The organism is Leclercia adecarboxylata, from assembly GCF_006874705.1.
GTDB classification, from domain to species: Bacteria; Pseudomonadota; Gammaproteobacteria; order Enterobacterales; family Enterobacteriaceae; genus Enterobacter; species Enterobacter adecarboxylatus_C.
Genome location: NZ_CP035382.1, coordinates 1966721 through 1982490 on the forward strand (window position 1 = coordinate 1966721; position 15770 = coordinate 1982490).

The 15770-nt window shown below is 56.9% G+C and carries 16 protein-coding genes; 5 read left to right on the top strand and 11 right to left on the bottom strand.

The features are described from left to right. Nucleotides 1-31: 31 nt before the first annotated feature. The 4 genes from radC to mutM all read left to right on the top strand — a co-directional run bounded on the left by radC (nt 32) and on the right by mutM (nt 2345). A complete protein-coding gene (gene radC, locus ES815_RS10410; protein ID WP_142487728.1) occupies nt 32-697 on the top strand; it encodes a RadC family protein in 666 nt (221 codons plus the stop codon). Nucleotides 698-1036: 339 nt separating this feature from the next. Further along, the gene (gene rpmB / locus ES815_RS10415; protein ID WP_002436699.1) at nt 1037-1273 is read left to right on the top strand and encodes a 50S ribosomal protein L28; all 237 of its coding nucleotides are present in this window, start codon (nt 1037-1039) and stop codon (nt 1271-1273) included. Nucleotides 1274-1295: 22 nt separating this feature from the next. After that, nucleotides 1296-1463 carry a 50S ribosomal protein L33 gene (gene rpmG, locus ES815_RS10420; protein ID WP_003024094.1) on the top strand — a complete coding sequence of 56 codons (168 nt, stop codon included), beginning with the start codon at nt 1296-1298 and terminating at the stop codon, nt 1461-1463. Nucleotides 1464-1535: 72 nt separating this feature from the next. Continuing rightward, nucleotides 1536-2345, top strand: a complete 810-nt coding sequence (mutM, locus tag ES815_RS10425) for a bifunctional DNA-formamidopyrimidine glycosylase/DNA-(apurinic or apyrimidinic site) lyase (protein WP_142487729.1) — start codon at nt 1536-1538, stop codon at nt 2343-2345. A 49-nt stretch (nt 2346-2394) separates the two neighbouring features. Here mutM and coaD read toward each other — a convergent pair whose 3' ends face one another. From coaD to ES815_RS10460, 7 genes are all read right to left on the bottom strand, one after another. Further along, nucleotides 2395-2874: a pantetheine-phosphate adenylyltransferase gene (gene coaD / locus ES815_RS10430; protein WP_142487730.1), complete on the bottom strand. Its 480-nt coding sequence runs from the start codon at nt 2872-2874 to the stop codon at nt 2395-2397. Nucleotides 2875-2877: 3 nt separating this feature from the next. Beyond that, a complete protein-coding gene (locus ES815_RS10435) occupies nt 2878-3648 on the bottom strand; it encodes a glycosyltransferase family 2 protein (protein WP_142487731.1) in 771 nt (256 codons plus the stop codon). Continuing rightward, the gene (waaA, locus tag ES815_RS10440; protein WP_142487732.1) at nt 3648-4922 is read right to left on the bottom strand and encodes a lipid IV(A) 3-deoxy-D-manno-octulosonic acid transferase; all 1275 of its coding nucleotides are present in this window, start codon (nt 4920-4922) and stop codon (nt 3648-3650) included. Before waaA ends, ES815_RS10435 begins: the two co-directional genes overlap by 1 nt. Before the next feature lie 154 nt (nt 4923-5076). Further along, the gene (locus ES815_RS10445) at nt 5077-6711 is read right to left on the bottom strand and encodes a sulfatase-like hydrolase/transferase (protein ID WP_142487733.1); all 1635 of its coding nucleotides are present in this window, start codon (nt 6709-6711) and stop codon (nt 5077-5079) included. An 18-nt stretch (nt 6712-6729) separates the two neighbouring features. Next, the gene (locus ES815_RS10450; RefSeq protein ID WP_142487734.1) at nt 6730-7701 is read right to left on the bottom strand and encodes a glycosyltransferase family 4 protein; all 972 of its coding nucleotides are present in this window, start codon (nt 7699-7701) and stop codon (nt 6730-6732) included. Between the two features lie 10 nt (nt 7702-7711). Then, entirely contained in the window at nt 7712-8695 is a 984-nt protein-coding gene (locus tag ES815_RS10455; protein WP_142487735.1) for a glycosyltransferase, read from the bottom strand. A 125-nt stretch (nt 8696-8820) separates the two neighbouring features. Continuing rightward, nucleotides 8821-10191 (bottom strand): O-antigen ligase, encoded by a 1371-nt coding sequence (locus ES815_RS10460; RefSeq protein ID WP_142487736.1) that lies wholly within the window; start codon nt 10189-10191, stop codon nt 8821-8823. A gap of 255 nt (nt 10192-10446) precedes the next feature. Here ES815_RS10460 and ES815_RS10465 point away from each other — a divergent pair, with 255 nt between their 5' ends. After that, nucleotides 10447-11550 (top strand): glycosyltransferase family 4 protein, encoded by a 1104-nt coding sequence (locus ES815_RS10465; RefSeq protein ID WP_142487737.1) that lies wholly within the window; start codon nt 10447-10449, stop codon nt 11548-11550. Here the strand turns inward: ES815_RS10465 and ES815_RS10470 are convergent. Genes ES815_RS10470 through rfaF form a run of 4 tightly spaced genes read right to left on the bottom strand, consistent with a single transcriptional unit; the run spans nt 11529 to nt 15767 of the window. Continuing rightward, the gene (locus ES815_RS10470; RefSeq protein ID WP_142487738.1) at nt 11529-12638 is read right to left on the bottom strand and encodes a glycosyltransferase family 4 protein; all 1110 of its coding nucleotides are present in this window, start codon (nt 12636-12638) and stop codon (nt 11529-11531) included. The two genes, ES815_RS10465 and ES815_RS10470, sit on opposite strands and share 22 nt — an antisense overlap. Beyond that, complete coding sequence (gene rfaQ, locus ES815_RS10475) at nt 12635-13738, bottom strand: putative lipopolysaccharide heptosyltransferase III (protein WP_142487739.1); 1104 nt, start codon at nt 13736-13738, stop codon at nt 12635-12637. The genes ES815_RS10470 and rfaQ overlap by 4 nt, the downstream gene beginning before the upstream one ends. Continuing rightward, nucleotides 13731-14717, bottom strand: coding sequence for a lipopolysaccharide heptosyltransferase RfaC (gene rfaC / locus ES815_RS10480; protein WP_142487740.1), 987 nt, complete (start codon nt 14715-14717; stop codon nt 13731-13733). Before rfaC ends, rfaQ begins: the two co-directional genes overlap by 8 nt. Nucleotides 14718-14720: 3 nt before the next feature. Then, a complete protein-coding gene (gene rfaF, locus ES815_RS10485; RefSeq protein WP_142487741.1) occupies nt 14721-15767 on the bottom strand; it encodes an ADP-heptose--LPS heptosyltransferase RfaF in 1047 nt (348 codons plus the stop codon). Between the last annotated feature and the right edge of the window lie 3 nt (nt 15768-15770).

The following is a 15770-nucleotide window of genomic DNA, read 5'->3' on the forward strand; positions in this document are numbered from 1 at the left end:
AGCATGGTGTGGTCAGGGAGAAGGAGAGAATATGGAGACATCAACCCCGCTGCTACCGCGGGAAAAAATGCTACGCGATGGCGCGACCTTGCTTACGGACGAAGAGCTGCTGGCGCTGTTCCTGCGTACCGGGACGCGGAGTAAAAATGTGTTCGCGCTTGCCAGAGATTTGTTGCACCATTTTGGCTCGCTGCATGGTTTGCTGTCCGCAGAGATGAAGGATTTCAGGCAGGTCGAAGGTATTGGTTTAGCGACCTTTGCCCAGTTGAAGGGGATAGCGGAGCTTGCCCACCGCTACTACTGTTCGGGGATACGGGGAATAAACCCACTGCAGGATCCGGAGATGACCCGGGAGTTTGTGCGCAGCCAGCTGGCGGAGGACGAGCGCGAGATCTTTATGGTTATCTTCCTTGATAACCAGAACCGGGTCCTGAACCATTCCCGGTTATTTTCGGGGACGCTGAGCCATGTAGAGGTTCACCCACGTGAAATTGTGCGCGAAGCGATAAAAGTGAATGCCGCTGGCGTGATCCTCGCGCATAATCACCCCTCAGGACGCGCCGAACCGAGCAAAGCCGACAGAGACGTGACCGCACGGATCATGAAATGCTGTCAATTCATGGACATTCGTGTGCTTGACCATCTGGTGATAGGTCGGGGAGAATACGTTTCGTTTGCTGAACGTGGGTGGATTTAAGCCATTTCTCGCGATCCATCGGGATCTTTGTCTGTTCGGGACTTGAGCACATCCTCGAGTCAGCGTATACTACGCCACCTTTGAGAATCTCGGGTTTGGCATTTGGGCCTGGCAATCGATGGTTCACTAAGACACTAAATTATTCAGGCTGCATCAAGGCGGCAAGAGAGTGAATCCCTGGGAGCATACTTAAGTATGTGACCTGGGTGAGCGAGCGCAGCCAACGCAGACGCAGCTTGAAGAATGACGTGTAGAATCGCGATGACTGGGCTGTAAAGCCTGACGAGGCGCCGATACCCCATACGAAGCTCGAGCTAATTTGATTTTTGGAGAATAGACATGTCCCGAGTCTGCCAAGTTACTGGCAAGCGTCCGGTGACCGGTAACAACCGTTCCCACGCACTGAACGCGACTAAACGCCGTTTCCTGCCGAACCTGCACTCTCACCGTTTCTGGGTTGAGAGCGAGAAGCGTTTTGTCACCCTGCGTGTATCTGCTAAAGGTATGCGTGTTATTGATAAGAAAGGCATCGATACAGTTCTGTCCGAACTGCGTGCCCGTGGCGAAAAGTACTAAGTACTTAACGAGGAAATAAATCATGGCTAAAGGTATTCGTGAGAAAATCAAGCTGGTTTCTTCTGCTGGTACAGGTCACTTCTACACCACCACGAAGAACAAACGTACTAAGCCGGAAAAACTGGAACTGAAAAAGTTCGATCCAGTTGTACGCCAGCACGTACTGTACAAAGAAGCTAAAATTAAATAATTTTAGACTCCTCGTACTGAAAAACCCCGCAACTGCGGGGTTTTTTGCATTCTGAATCTCAACGGAGGAACCATGCCTGAATTACCTGAGGTAGAGACCAGCCGTCGTGGCATTGAGCCCCACCTGGTCGGTGCGACCATTCTTCACGCTGTTGTCCGCAACGGACGTCTCCGCTGGCCGGTTTCTGATGAGATCCACGCCCTGAGCGATAAACCGGTTCTCAGCGTACAGCGCCGCGCGAAGTACCTGCTGCTGGAGCTGCCGGATGGCTGGATCATCATCCATCTGGGAATGTCCGGGAGCTTACGCATCCTCAGCGAAGAGCTGCCTGCTGAAAAGCACGACCACGTTGACCTGGTGATGAGTAACGGTAAAGTGCTGCGCTATACCGATCCGCGCCGCTTTGGTGCCTGGCTGTGGACCAAAGAGCTGGAAGGGCATAACGTGCTGGCGCACCTGGGGCCGGAGCCGCTCTCGGATGAGTTTGACGCGGAGTACCTGAAAGCGAAGTGCGCGAAGAAGAAAACCCCGATTAAACCCTGGCTGATGGATAACAAGCTGGTGGTCGGCGTTGGTAACATCTACGCCAGCGAATCGCTCTTTGCCGCCGGGATCCATCCCGATCGCCTGGCTTCCTCGCTCTCCGCGCAAGAGTGCGAGCTGCTGGTCAGGGTAATTAAAGCAGTGCTGCTGCGTTCGATTGAGCAGGGCGGAACCACCCTGAAGGATTTCCTGCAGAGCGACGGTAAGCCGGGCTACTTTGCCCAGGAATTGCAGGTCTACGGTCGTAAGGATGAGCCATGCCGGGTCTGCGGCGCGCCTGTTGTGGCGACGAAGCACGCTCAGCGCGCCACCTTCTACTGTCGTCAGTGCCAGAAGTGATATATAGGCCGGGCAAGCGCAGCGCCGCCCGGCAAGAAAAAGGCAGGAACTACTTCAGCTTGTCCATCAATGCCTGATGAACGGCGGGAGGCAGGAAATGGGTGACATCACCCGCGTGGCGCGCGACCTCTTTCACCAGCGAGGAGGAGATAAACGACCACTCTTTGGATGGCATCAGGAAGACGCTCTCCAGCTCGGGCATCAGATGGCGGTTCATATGCGCCAGCTGCATCTCATATTCAAAATCGGCCACCGCACGCAGGCCGCGAATCAGGATATTGGCCTGCTGAGCGCGGGCAAAGTTCGCCATCAGGTCGCTAAAGCCTACGACGTCCACATTCGGCAGGTGCGCGGTAGCGGCTTTCGCCAGGGCAACCCGCTCCTCCAGGTCGAACAGCGGCTTTTTGCTGGGGCTGGCGGCAATCGCCAGAATTACCGTATCAAACATGCTTGCGGCACGCGTGACGATGTCAATGTGACCGTTGGTAATGGGATCGAAGGTACCCGGATAGATCGCTTTTGTGCTCATGGCTCACGCTTTCTCTGAGTAGCCGCGGTTCAGCGCCCACAGCTCGGTGTATTTATTAAAAGTATACTGAGCGTTAACCACCGCCAGTAACCAGCCCTGTTTACCGTCCAGCACGCCACCACGCAGCACCAGCGTCTTCAGGAACGCCCCGGCGGTATGGCTGAAGATACCCGCCAGCGAGGTTGTCTTACCGCGCTGATGACGCTCCTGGGCCCATGCCGTGGCGTAGTTAAGCTGCTTGCGCTGGAAGCTGGCGAAATCACGGCAGGTGAGGTGCAGCAGATCGCCGTCGAGGGTAATCACTTGCGCGCCGTCGCAGTCCAGCGATTCATGCACCAGGTTATCGTTGTACTGATAGCGCGTGCGTGCGTACAGGCGCATCACGCGATCGGGATACCAGCCGCTGTGACGCATAAAGCGGCCCAGGAAGTAGTTACGCCGGGCGATGCTGTAGACGGCGTCGGGCTGGGGTGCAACCAGCACGCGCTGGATGGCCTGTTGCAGCGCCGGCGTGACGCGCTCGTCGGTATCGATCATTAAGACATACTCGCCGGTGGCGAAATGTTGCGCACGCTGGCGCTGAATGCCGTAACCCTGCCAGTCGGTATTGATATAGACCTGCACACCGGCCGCGCGCGCGACTTCCACCGTGGCGTCGGTACTGCCGGAATCGAGCAGGACGATCTCATCGGCCCAGGTTATGGAGGCGAGGCAATCCGGCAGCAGGTCTGCGGCGTTTTTGGCGATCATCACGACCGACAGACGCGCAGGCATTAATGGCTCCGCACGGGCAGGTAAGGTTGCAGAAGTTGCAGCAGGCGGGTCAATGCTCCCTGATTCTGATGCAGCACTTCGACGGCATGGCGGCCATACCACAGACGATAGTCTTCGTCGGTCAGCAGGGTCGAAACTTCCTTCACGATCGAGCCCGCATCGGTGACCGTAATCAGCCCGTCAGCCTGCTGCAGTTTGGCGCAGATATCTTTGAAGTTGAAGGTATGCGGCCCCATTAGCACAGGAATGGCGTGCGCCGCCGGCTCCAGCGGGTTATGCCCACCGCGCTCCACGAGGCTACCGCCGACAAAAGCCAGGTCAGCAATGCCGTACAGCAACATCAGCTCGCCCATGGAATCGCCAATCACTACCTGAGTACTGGAGGAGGGGATTTCACCGCTGCTGCGCATAGTGAAGCTGAACCCGCCTTTTTGCACCATGTCCCGGGCGTCTTTAAAACGCTCAGGGTGGCGCGGCACCAGGATTAACAGCAGGTCCGGGAAGTTTTCCAGAAGCTGGCGATGTGCCTGGAGGATAATCTCTTCTTCGCCGTCGTGGGTGCTGGTGGCGATCCACACTTTGCGGCGCGGTGCCCACTGGCGACGCAGGGTGACAGCCCGGGCAGCCAGCTCCGGCGTGACAGAAATATCAAACTTCAGGCTACCGGTAACTGCCAGCTGATTGCGCTTCAGGCCCAGCGACAGGAAACGCGCGCCGTCTTCTTCATTCTGGGCTGCGATCAGCGTGATTTTGCTCAGCAGGCGGCGCATAAATTTGCCCAGCTTGCCATACCCCTTCGCAGAGCGCTCCGACAGGCGGGCGTTGGCCACTACCAGTGGAATTTTACGGCTGTGCAGGGCGGAAATCATATTTGGCCACAGTTCGGTTTCCATCACGATCACCAGCTTAGGACGCACGGTATTGAGGAAACGGTTCATGGCGCAGGGTAAATCGTAAGGCAGATAGACGTGATGCACGTCTTTGCCAAAGGCCGACATGGCACGTTCGGAACCGGTTGGCGTCATGGTGGTGACGGTGATCGGCAGTGACGGATAACGGTGGCGCAGGGCACGGACCAGCGGAATGGCCGCCAGTGTTTCGCCCACGGACACGGAGTGGAGCAGAATACCGTCCGGCGCAACTTTGTTGCGGCAGTAACCATAGCGTTCAGCCCAGCGTTTACGGTAGGCAGGCGCTTTACGGCTACGTAGCAGCAGTCGTAGCCACACCAGTGGCTGAATAATATAGAGCAGAGCGGTATACAACAATTCCAAGCGAGTATCCGTTTTTTCAGTTTCGGCGGGCAAATTCTAAGCATTTAGACCGTTTAAAGCTATCCCTTTGGCGCTTTTGCTCAGCCATTTGCCTGCGTTACGTGCGTTCGCAGATAAAAAAACGGGCATTGCATGCCCGTTTAATGATTTCTGCTTAACGTTCCGCTTCCGGCAGTTCGTTCAGGTGGTAGGTGACGCGCTCCGACAGGCCGCGAATATCCCCCCCGGTAATATAGTAACTATCGTCCTTCTGATTCGGATTACTGACCGCGTACCCCAGCATCCTGTTGATCAGCGTCGCCATCTGGTAATGGTTGAGAGGAACCTGTGGGCTGATGGCGCTCATCGTGTACGCCGGATCGTTGCTGAAGTAGAGGAACGGCACCTGGGCAATCGGCATCTCGACAATCGAGTGGCCGAACAGCCCGCCATCACCGACGCGTTCGCCGTGATCCGAAGTAATAAACACCAGCACCGGCAGTTTAGATTTCGCCATTGCGGTACGGATCGCCGAGGCCAGCTCTTTGTCGTACAGACGCACGGCATCATCGTACTCATTTTTCTTCTGCGCCACGTCGTCACTCAGGCGTGGGGTGGAGAATTTCGCAAAGCCCTGCGGGATGTTGCGCTCATAAGGAATATGCGGCGCGCGGCTGTTCAGCACCATCAGGAAAGGTTTATTCCAGTCCAGCTTCGCCTGCTCAACGGACGGGGTCAGCACCACGTCGGCACCCACGTCCGGCGCCGGGCGGATCTGCGTATCTTCCCACAGGTCGATATCATGGATGCCAATCCAGTTGCTCAGCCCTTCCAGGCCCTGGGCGGAGATAAACGCCGTCTGGTAGCCCTGCTTTTTGGCATTGGTGAAGATGTTAGTCGACTTCGACTTGTAGGCGGCGTAGTTGTCCGGCTCGCGCAGGTTGTTGACCAGCATCGGGATTGCCACCCGGGTTGAAACCGCGTTCGAGACGATCAGGCGGCCCGTGCCCTGATACTGCTGCAGCAGCGCCTTCAGCTCAGGCGTAGTGTCGCGTTCGTAGCCCAGGGCGCTGACATGATGCGGGTTGAGGCTTTCACCAATCGCCAGGATGATGGAGTATTTCCCGGCGTGGCTGCCTTGCACTGGCTCGACCTTATAGGGCTCATAGTGCGTCACGCTCTGGTTTTCGCCGGAAAGGGCTTCCGGGATCAGGCGAATGGCGCTGTAACTCATGGCCGACAGACCGTTGCGCAGTAAAGAGTGGCGCAGATCCGGGTTGAATTTATACATCTGTCCGTCGATGGCTTTATAGAACTGACCCGCAAACATTACCACGATAGCCAGCAGGCACGGCATCGCCACCCACTTATGCCACTGCGGCGCCAGACGACGGGTAAAGACCAGCGCAAAGATCACCGCGACGGCCATGATGGCAAAGTAGATCCCAAGCGATCCCAGACTGTCCGTAATGCCGCTGGCGATATCTTTGGTTTCGACAAAGGCCAGCCACACTTCACTCGGGCCGTAAAACTGGCCGTAGAACTGGTAATAAACCGCTTCCGATATCTGCACGATAAAGGTGACCGCCAGCAGCAGACGGGTCAGGAAATAGCGGGCGCTAACGGCCGCCAGCACGGAAATGATCAAATACAGCGACATGTCGCTGGATTTCGGCTGATAAACATGGTCTTTCAGCAGGATGATGATTTCACAGAGTGAAAACAGCACCAGGAAAACCAGCGTGAGTATCACGGTACGCAGCATATTGCGGCGCGACCTGAGTGATGAACGTGCGGATGTTTTAAACATGAACAGACTCAATGTGGCTTAAAACTTTTTAGTCAGCGGACGAATGGCTTTACCGAAACCAAAACGCAGAGCGCGAACCAGTGCAGGGCGTTTATGCAGTCCTTTACGCCAGATATCCTCAAACAGGCTGAACCAGCATGCGGCGACCGCTTCGCGGGAGTAAACCTGCAGACGTTTGTCACCCTGCTCGCGCATCTGACGATACAGGTCAGGGGAATTTTTCAGCCGCATGATGGCATCGAAGGCCTCGTCCGGCGTTTTGGCGATCAGGTAGTCGAGCTCGCTTTCGCGGATCGCGCGGAAGGAGGGCTCATCATCACACACCATAACGGTACGTCCCAGCCAGTTGTTGATCAATTTACTGGCGGGTTTGCGGGCCAGCTTATGATCGTGTGATTTGCGGAAACTTATGCAAATATCCACGTCCTGGTAGTCGGTCCAGTTATCGAAGGAGATGCGGAGACTGATACCTTGGTCGGCCAGACGCTGTTTAAAAGCTTCTGTTTGGTATTCTTCCGGAAAGCTATCTACGCCCCCAAAATAGGCGACATTATTAACGTTATTATTCTCACTTTCGCGAGGTTTAAGTCCCGGTTGCGGCCAGTGAGGAATATAAATACGGCTCGTATTCGACGCGATCGCTGGATTTTGCTCGATGACATAATCAGCACCAAGGACGGGGGGGCGATCGGCACGGGCGACAACAGTCACACCGACCCAAGGTTTTACACGTGAGCCAAAGTGATCGTTATGCATCAAATTAATGGCATCAGCACGACACTCTGTGCCCCAGGAGCATTCTATCTGGCCGTTATAGTAGTAGTTCAGGCTAAGCAGGGTCTGGAATGTCCAGACACCGCGCCCACCACAATAGAAGCGATGTGGAATATCGTCAGGGTTGATTACCTGATCCAACAGTGTCTGAAAATCAGCAAAATTCGTCGCGATGTAATCCTGCCTTGAGACAACATGCACTTTTAGCTTGTTCATAATTACACTTTCATTTGACGAGTTTTTTAAGACGGAAGTAACGACGTCCCAGGCGCCAGCGCTGCCGCAAACCCCGCGCGTTTTGCCAGATCATCGACCAGATGCCGCGATCGAACAGTTCCTGGGTGATTTCGCGTTTTTTCGCGCTGTCTTCAATGTTATTGATGCTGTGCAGAATACCCAGCCCCTCTTTGGCGATTTGCCACTGGCAGGCCGGGGCGCGCTTCACCTGTTCCGGATAGCGTTTATTGATGGCATCCAGCATTTCGAGGATTTTCATATAGTGACGTGAAGAGCGCATCCGCGTATCGTCGGTGCCTGGCGTGTGCGATACCGACGCCGAGTGGATCAGATAGTCATAATAAACTTCATCCACGTACTGCACGCGTTTGGCCGTCAGCAGCACTTCTGTGGTCCAGGGAATATCCTGATGACGCAGGCCATGTTCGAAGGTAAAACCCTGTGCTTTGATAAAGGCGTGGCGATAGATATTCAGCCAGGTGACGTGCAGGAATTTGCGCGAGGCCAGCGCCATCTGCAGCCATTCCGGGCCATCCAGCACCTCTGTTGAAGCCAGCTTGTCGGACGGAAAAATCTTTTTCGACGGTCGGCCGTCGTCATAAATATAGGTACCGTTACAGGTCGCCACATCCAGCTGGCCCGCAAAGGCAATATCCAGCAGGCGCGGGTACATGCCCGGATAAATAACGTCATCTATATCGGGGAAGGCAACGTATTCGCCTGTCGCCTGGGCAAGACCGGTATTGCGCGCGGCCGATACGCCGCCATTAGGCTGATCGATTATCTTGAAATGGCTAAATTCACTGGCATAGCGGGCAATAATTTCAGCTGAGCGATCCGTTGAGCCGTCATTAACGATAATGAGTTCCAGGCTCGATAAATTCTGCTGTTTAATGCTGTCAAAAAAAGCGCTCAGGAATTTTTCGCCATTAAATACGGCAACGATGAGGCTTAATTGAGGCGTTTCAGACATGCTTTCTCCGTAAAAATACGCAGCAATAAAAAGGGTATAACGAGGCCATTTGCTGGCAATTCGACAGCCGACAGGCTAAAGCGTTCCGCGCCAGGGTGATTATTCACACTGGCGCTTCAGAGAGGTTAGGTCGTTTGATTTTCGCTCTGCGCAGGGCGCAGGGCACACATGCCAACCAGCAAGCCGGTCAGAAACATATACTGCTCCAGGAAGTGATCGACCAGATTGTGATCGACCATGGTTCTGGAGAAGAAACCGATGGTAAAGAGTAATAAGAACATACCCACCATGATGTTGCCGCGACGGAATTCCCGCCAGCCGATATACCAGCAGCCCACCAGCAGAATCAGCCAGCCCGCGATGCCAATGACACCGTTCTGGATACCAAATTCAATCAGGCCGTAGTGGCTGTGGGGGATGTTAATACGGTTATCCTGGGTATCCCGACGCAGCACATAGCGGAACGCCTCTTTTTTGGCTCCTATGCCTACCGGGTGTTCCGCAATCAGGCTCCAGCCCTGGTGGAAGAAACTGGCCCGACAGCCATTGGAATGGTTCATGGGTACGCCCAGACTGTTAACCGGTACCGTTCCGTCAGTTTTATTGTAACAAAAGCTTGTGAAGGGGGCATTCCAGCCAGCAATGGCATCACTTTCCAGGTTTTGCCAGCGTGGGTCGGTTTTCCATGAGGCGTAACCAAGTAGCGCAGAAACAATAATAAGACCAACCAGAATGCCACCGGTGACGATGACTCTGCTGCGGCGCATGCTGTGCAGGCTCAACAGGATAAAGGTTGAGAACAGGCTGCCGACCAGACCGATGGTGCCCCAGCGGGTGTCTACCAGCGCGGTACACAGCAGGTTGCTTAAAAGCATCAACCCCAGAACGGGGGTGTTCAGGCGCAGGAAACGTTGATGTAACAGACCGCGTGCCAGCAACTCGGCCAGGATAAAGCCGGTGATCATGTTGATCTGGAAGCTCATGCGGGTGCGGTTAAAGACGATCCGCGTTTCACCCCAGTGAATATAACCGTCGCGCCAGTAAAGCCAGACAGTATCCAGTAAATGTACGCAGACTACGCCCCAGAAGAAGAGGATCACCAGCGTAAAGAAGCGGGCGGCGGTCATGGAGGGGAATGTTCTCTGGATCGCCGGTAATAATACCAGGCCAGCGCAGAACAGTAATACCGGGCGTAACCACTGGCCACTCCAGGCAGAAACCATTTCTTTTATGTCCGGGGCGACAAAAAAACCATTAATCAGAATAAAGAAAGTTAACGCCCATATCACAATAAGAACGAACTTAATTTTGCTTAAATCCAGCCGTTGTCTGGTTGTTATCCCACTAAAAAACAGGCCAAGTGCCACGGCGACAATGGGATAAATCAATCCATTGCGGTGAAACGGCAGCTGATCGTTTGGAATAGGCCAGACAAAACATAAAGCCAGTACAGCAAGGACTAACAGACCTGTCAGAATGTTACGAGTATTTGTCATATATTTAGGGCTGGTTAAGGATTTTCGGTTCTTGACCGGCTGGTTAACAACGCTGTGAGCGATCTCCACGGTTTTTCCGTGGGAAATAAAAAGCCAGAGAAAACTATCACAAATACCTGGCCTACAGAAGGACAATGTTTGTAAGCAAGAATAATCCGTTAGGCGCTTTCCGACACCAGGCTTTATGTATTACCCCAGCCGTAACGGTTATAATTTGCTGTTACGGCAAGTCATTGCACAATAAACAGGAAAAGTATGCATATTGTTCACACTGAAGCAGACGGCGGTAAGGGCGGTCAGCCATTACGCATCATTAATGAGTCCTTAGGGATGATTCAGCGCGGCCATCAGGTGACCATACTTTGCCCGGACAGTGCACCCCTACACGGCCTGGCACGCGATGCCGGGTTAACGGTGGTGACTATGCCGCTTCGGCGTAAAAACCTGCATAACCTGCGGCAGCTGCGTCGCTGGCTGAAAGAGAATCGCCAGTCCGTTGATGTCATCAACAGTCACAATTCTGCCGATACCTGGCTGGTGGCGCTGGCCAATCTTACCCTTTCGAACCCAATTCCGCTGGTGCGTACCCGTCACGCCTCCGGCGTACCGCGCAATAACTGGACTACCCGCTGGCTGTTTCGTAAAGCCTGCGCCCATATTGTGACCACCGGAGAGGCGCTGCGCCAGCAGATGGCGGATATCGGCGTGCCGATGGCTCAGAGCACCTCTGTGCCGAGCGGCGTGGATACCCGGCGTTTTCACCCGGGGGATAAACAGACCGCACGTGAAGATTGCGGCCTGTCGCAGGCGGATTTCTGGCTGGGCGTGGTATCGCACCTGCGGCCTAACAAAGGCCATAGCGTGTTGCTGCGTGCCCTGGCCGCCATTGATAATCCGCACATCAAATTGGCGATTGTCGGTGAAGGGCCACATAAAGCGACGCTGGAGCAGGAGATTGTCGACCTGGGATTACATCAGCGGGTGGTGATGGCGGGGCATCGCAGCGATCCTGAACGCTGGTTCCCGGCCTTTGATGTCGCGCTCAGCCCGTCGCACGATATGGAAGGCCTCCCGCAGGGGGTGCTGCAGTCGCTGGCCTCGCGCATCGCTACTATCGCCACCGACGCGGGCGGAACGGCAGATGCCGTCATCAACGGCCAGACCGGGATCCTGATTGCGCAGCGCGACGAAACGGCGTTGCGCGAGGCGATTGTCAAACTGCATGACGATGCCGCGCTGCGCGAAAAGCTGGCGCAGCAGGGGTACGATTACCTGTGCAGCCATTTCACCCGCGAGTGCATGCTGGAGGCGATGGAAAAGGTCTTTTCCACCGCGGCTCAGCGCAGCAGGTCGCGATAGAGCGCCTGCAACTCTTTCGCCATCCGTTCCAGGGTATAAGGCTCAGCCGTGGCGCGTGCCGCCGCTGAGTAATCCACGCCCTGTTCACGGCCCTGAAGCCAGAGGCTTATCGCCTGTTGATACCCGTCGCGGTCGAGCGCGTCGCGCACCCAGCCGTTAACGCCCTCTTCAATCCACTCCGCTGCGCCGCAGCCATGGCTGGTGAGCAGCGGCAGGCCGCAGGCCAGGGCTTCGACGCAGACATTCGGAAAGGGATCGTAAAGGGTCGGCAGGAACAGCGCATCGGCGGAGCCATACACCTGACGGACATCGGCAACCGGTCCCAGAAAACGCACCCGGGACGCGATGCCGAGGGACTGCGCCAGCTTTTCGAATTTGCGCGCGTGTTTATCGCGCCCGGCGACCAGCAGCCAGACATCCGGATGAGGAACTATAGCGCGCAGTGCCGTCGCCACCCCTTTACGGCTGAAGCCGGAACCGACATAGGCCAACACCGGTGCTGCCTGTGGGATCCCCAGCGCATCACGTTGGGAAAGCGCACGAACTTGCGGGCTAAAGTGGGCGGTATCCACACCGTTGTAGATCACCGTCAGCTTGTCATCCGGCAGGCCAAAACGGCGGGCGATATCGTCCCGCACCATCTTCGAGTTGCAGATCACTTTGCGCAGCGCAGGATGGGTGAACATCTCCGTTTCCGCCTGCAAAATATAGCGATGATAGCGGCTCAGGGACTGCGCCCAGCGCGCCAGCGGTGACTGGATGCGGTTATACTGCTCAAGCCAGGTGGCGTGCACGCCATCCCCGGCACGGAAGATGGTTGCCCCCGGAATGCGCTCGTGGCTCTGCACGATATCGAACTGCGCAAACTTCGCCGCGGCGGCGGCGGCAAAACCCGATTCGCGATCGAGGCGGTTGCGGAATGCGGGATTGACCGTCAGCGTTTGCCAGCCGGCGGCGTCTTCCCACTGACGGGCGATCAGGGTCACGTCCAGGGCGGTATCCTGCGCCAGCACGTTCAGGGCGCGGGAGACAAAGCGCTCGGCACCGCCGTTGGGATTATAGGTCTGTCGAACGATAGCCAGCTTCATGTCGGGTTTTCCAGCAGCAGGGTATCGATGGCGCTCAGCACCATTTGCGGGGTGATCGCCGTAATGCAGTCGGAGACACCGCTGTCGCCGCAGCCCGCTTTACCGCAGGGCTGACAGGTAAAGCCGGCAACGATCACCCGGTAGTTCACGCCCCACGGCGCCCACTTAATTGCCCCGGTTGGGCCGAAGATGGCGACGGTTGGCGTTCCCACCGCGCTGGCGAGGTGCATCGGCATCGAGTCCACACCGAAGTAGACCCGCGCGTGCTTCATCAGCGCGCCCAGCTCTTTCAGGTTAAGCTGGCCGCTTAAATCAAACACCGGCTGGGTGAGTGCGGCACGCAGCTCATCCATATAGGCGGTCTCTTCTTTTGACGGCGCCGCTGAGAGGATAATCGGCAGGCCGCGGGCCGCCAGGTTATCAATGGTGACTGCCAGCTTGTTAATATCCCAGGCCTTAAACATCCAGCGCGACGTCGGGTGCACCAGAATGTAGGACTGACTTGCCAGCCCGAACCCGGCCAGTTTCTCTGCAATCGACGCTTCCGCCGCATCGCCCGGCACAAACAGGGTGTGTTTATCGGCATCGGTCTGCGGATGAATGCCGATCCGCCGCAGCGCATCCAGATTCACCTCCACCATATGGCGGCTGTTATCCTGGATCGCCGGATAGAGGGTGGTGAAAGATTTCACCCACCGGCGACGCGCCAGCCCGCCGCGTTTATCGGGCTTAAAGCCGACGGACACGCGCGGTTTCAGACGACGCGCCAGCCGCGCGCCGTGCCAGTGTTCGGTGAGATTGATCAGCACGTCATACTGGCGCGCCTTCAGGGTGTTCAGCAGGGCTCGGTACAGGCGGAACTGCGCGAACCAGCCTTTTTTACGCCAGTTGCGGCCAATGGTATGCACCTGGTCAATATACGGATGGCTGGTGAGCATCGCCTGGGTGTCGTCATACACCAGGGCATCCACTTCGACATCGGGGTAGTTCTTTTTCAGCACCGTGAAGACCGGCGAGGTCAGCAGGACATCACCGTGGTGACGCAGCTTAACGATCAGCACGCGCTTCGGTGGGCGCTCCGCTGAGAAAAAATCAGACATAGGCTCTCTCTGCTGCCAGCAACGGCTCTAATTGCGCAAATACCGCAGCGGCGGAAAGGTCGCTCAGCTGCGATGAATGTTCCGGGCGGCAGATATATTGATTTTTTCCGTAGCCGCCAATCAGACCCGGATCCGTCGGGCCGTAAAGCGTAATATTAGGACGATCCAGCGCCGCCGTCAGGTGGCTGAGGCCGGTATCCACGGACACGACCGCCGTGGCGCCTGCCAGCTGCTGCGCCACGCCGTCCAGCTTCATACGGGGCAGCACGTCCACGTAGTCAAAGCCTTCTGCCAGCCGCTTCGCCCGCGCCTCTTCGTGCGGGGCTCCCCACGGGAGCCTGATGCGCAGGCCTGTACCGCTCAGCAGGCCGATAAGATCGCGCCAGTGGGCTTCCGGCCAGTGTTTATCATCCCGGGTGGTGGCGTGCAGGAAGATGAGATAAGGCGTACTTGCGTGCTCTGCGTCGTGCAGGAAATGCCGGGAAATGGCGTAATCGCCCTGCATTTGCGGTTTTGCGTAGCCCAGGCTTTTGGCGAACAGCTCGCGCGTGCGTTCGACAGCGTGCTGCTGCTTCGCGATCGCGTGGCGGCGGGTATAGAACAGGCTCGCCAGCGGTTCGCGCGCGCTATTCCAGTCCATCCCGTGCTTCACGCCGTGCGCTAGCCGGGTGACCAGCGCCGCGCTTTTGACCAGCCCCTGGGCGTCAATGATGGCATCATAATGCTGGGCCTGAACCGCGTTGCGAAAGGCCTGACGCTCGGCCTTAACCGGCGCGGAGAACCAGGCTTTGCGCCAGCGACGGATCGCCACCGGGATCACCCGGTCGACGGCTTCATGCCAGCCAGGGATCTGCGCGAAGCCTTCTTCCACTACCCAGTCAAAACGAATGCCCGGGATAGCCTTCATGGCGTCAGTGAGCGAGGGCAACGTATGCAGCACGTCGCCCATCGAGGAGGTTTTAACGATCAGTACCCGCATCCGTTATCCTTCTTCACTCAACAGCAGTTCGTTAAGCTCATCGAGGACACGCTGCGGGGTAATGTCGATCAGGCTCTGGTGATAGCCTTCGGCGGCGTCACCCTTACGTACTTTGTGGTAGCCGGTGATCAGGCGGATCACGCGGGCTTTATGCGACAGCGGCGGGGTAAAGTCCGGGCTGCTTGGGCCGTACAGCGCCACCAGCGGGCGGTTCAGCGCCGCGGCAACGTGCATCAGGCCAGAGTCGTTAGTCACCACGGCCTTACAGGCGGCCAGCAGAATGACGGCCTGCTCCAGCTGGGTTTCCCCGGCCAGATTACGGCACCAGGCCTGCTGCTCGACGTTCAGCGTGGCGAGAATTTCATTGCCCGCCTCATGATCTTTCGCCGAGCCGAACAGTACAATCTGATAGCCTTCGTCGATCAGCTGCTTCGCCAGCTCGGCATAGTGATAGTGCGGCCAGCGCTTCGCCGGGCCAAATTCCGCGCCCGGGCAGAAGCCAATCAGCGGACGATCGGGCAACAGGCCAAAGGCGTTGCAGGTCTGGGATTTCTCACCCTCGTGGACCTGGAGCTGCGGCCACAGCAGCGGCTGCGGCAGATCTTTCGCGCTGCGCATCACGCCTTTGTCGTAGGCCAGCGCCACGTAGCGCTCCACCATCAGCGGCCAGGCCTCTTTATCCAGTATCCGGGCGTCGTTCAGCAGGCCGTAGCGCATCTCGCCACGCCAGCCGGTGCGGTGCGGCACGCTGGCAAAGAAAGGCACCAGCGCGGACTTGAAGGAGTTAGGCAGCACGTAGGCGCGATCGTAGCGCTTGTCGCGCAGGTTATGACCGAGCTTGCGGCGCTCGGCGAGTTCCAGCGCCCCGTGGCCAAGCGGCATCGGGATCGCCTCGTTCACTTCCGGCATTCGCGATAACAGCGGACGGCACCATGCGGGTGCCATCACGTCGATTATCGCCTGGGGATAGCGCGCCTTGAGCGTGCGATAGAGACTTTGCGACATCATCATGTCGCCCACCCATGACGGGCCAATCACCAGTATTCTCATAGG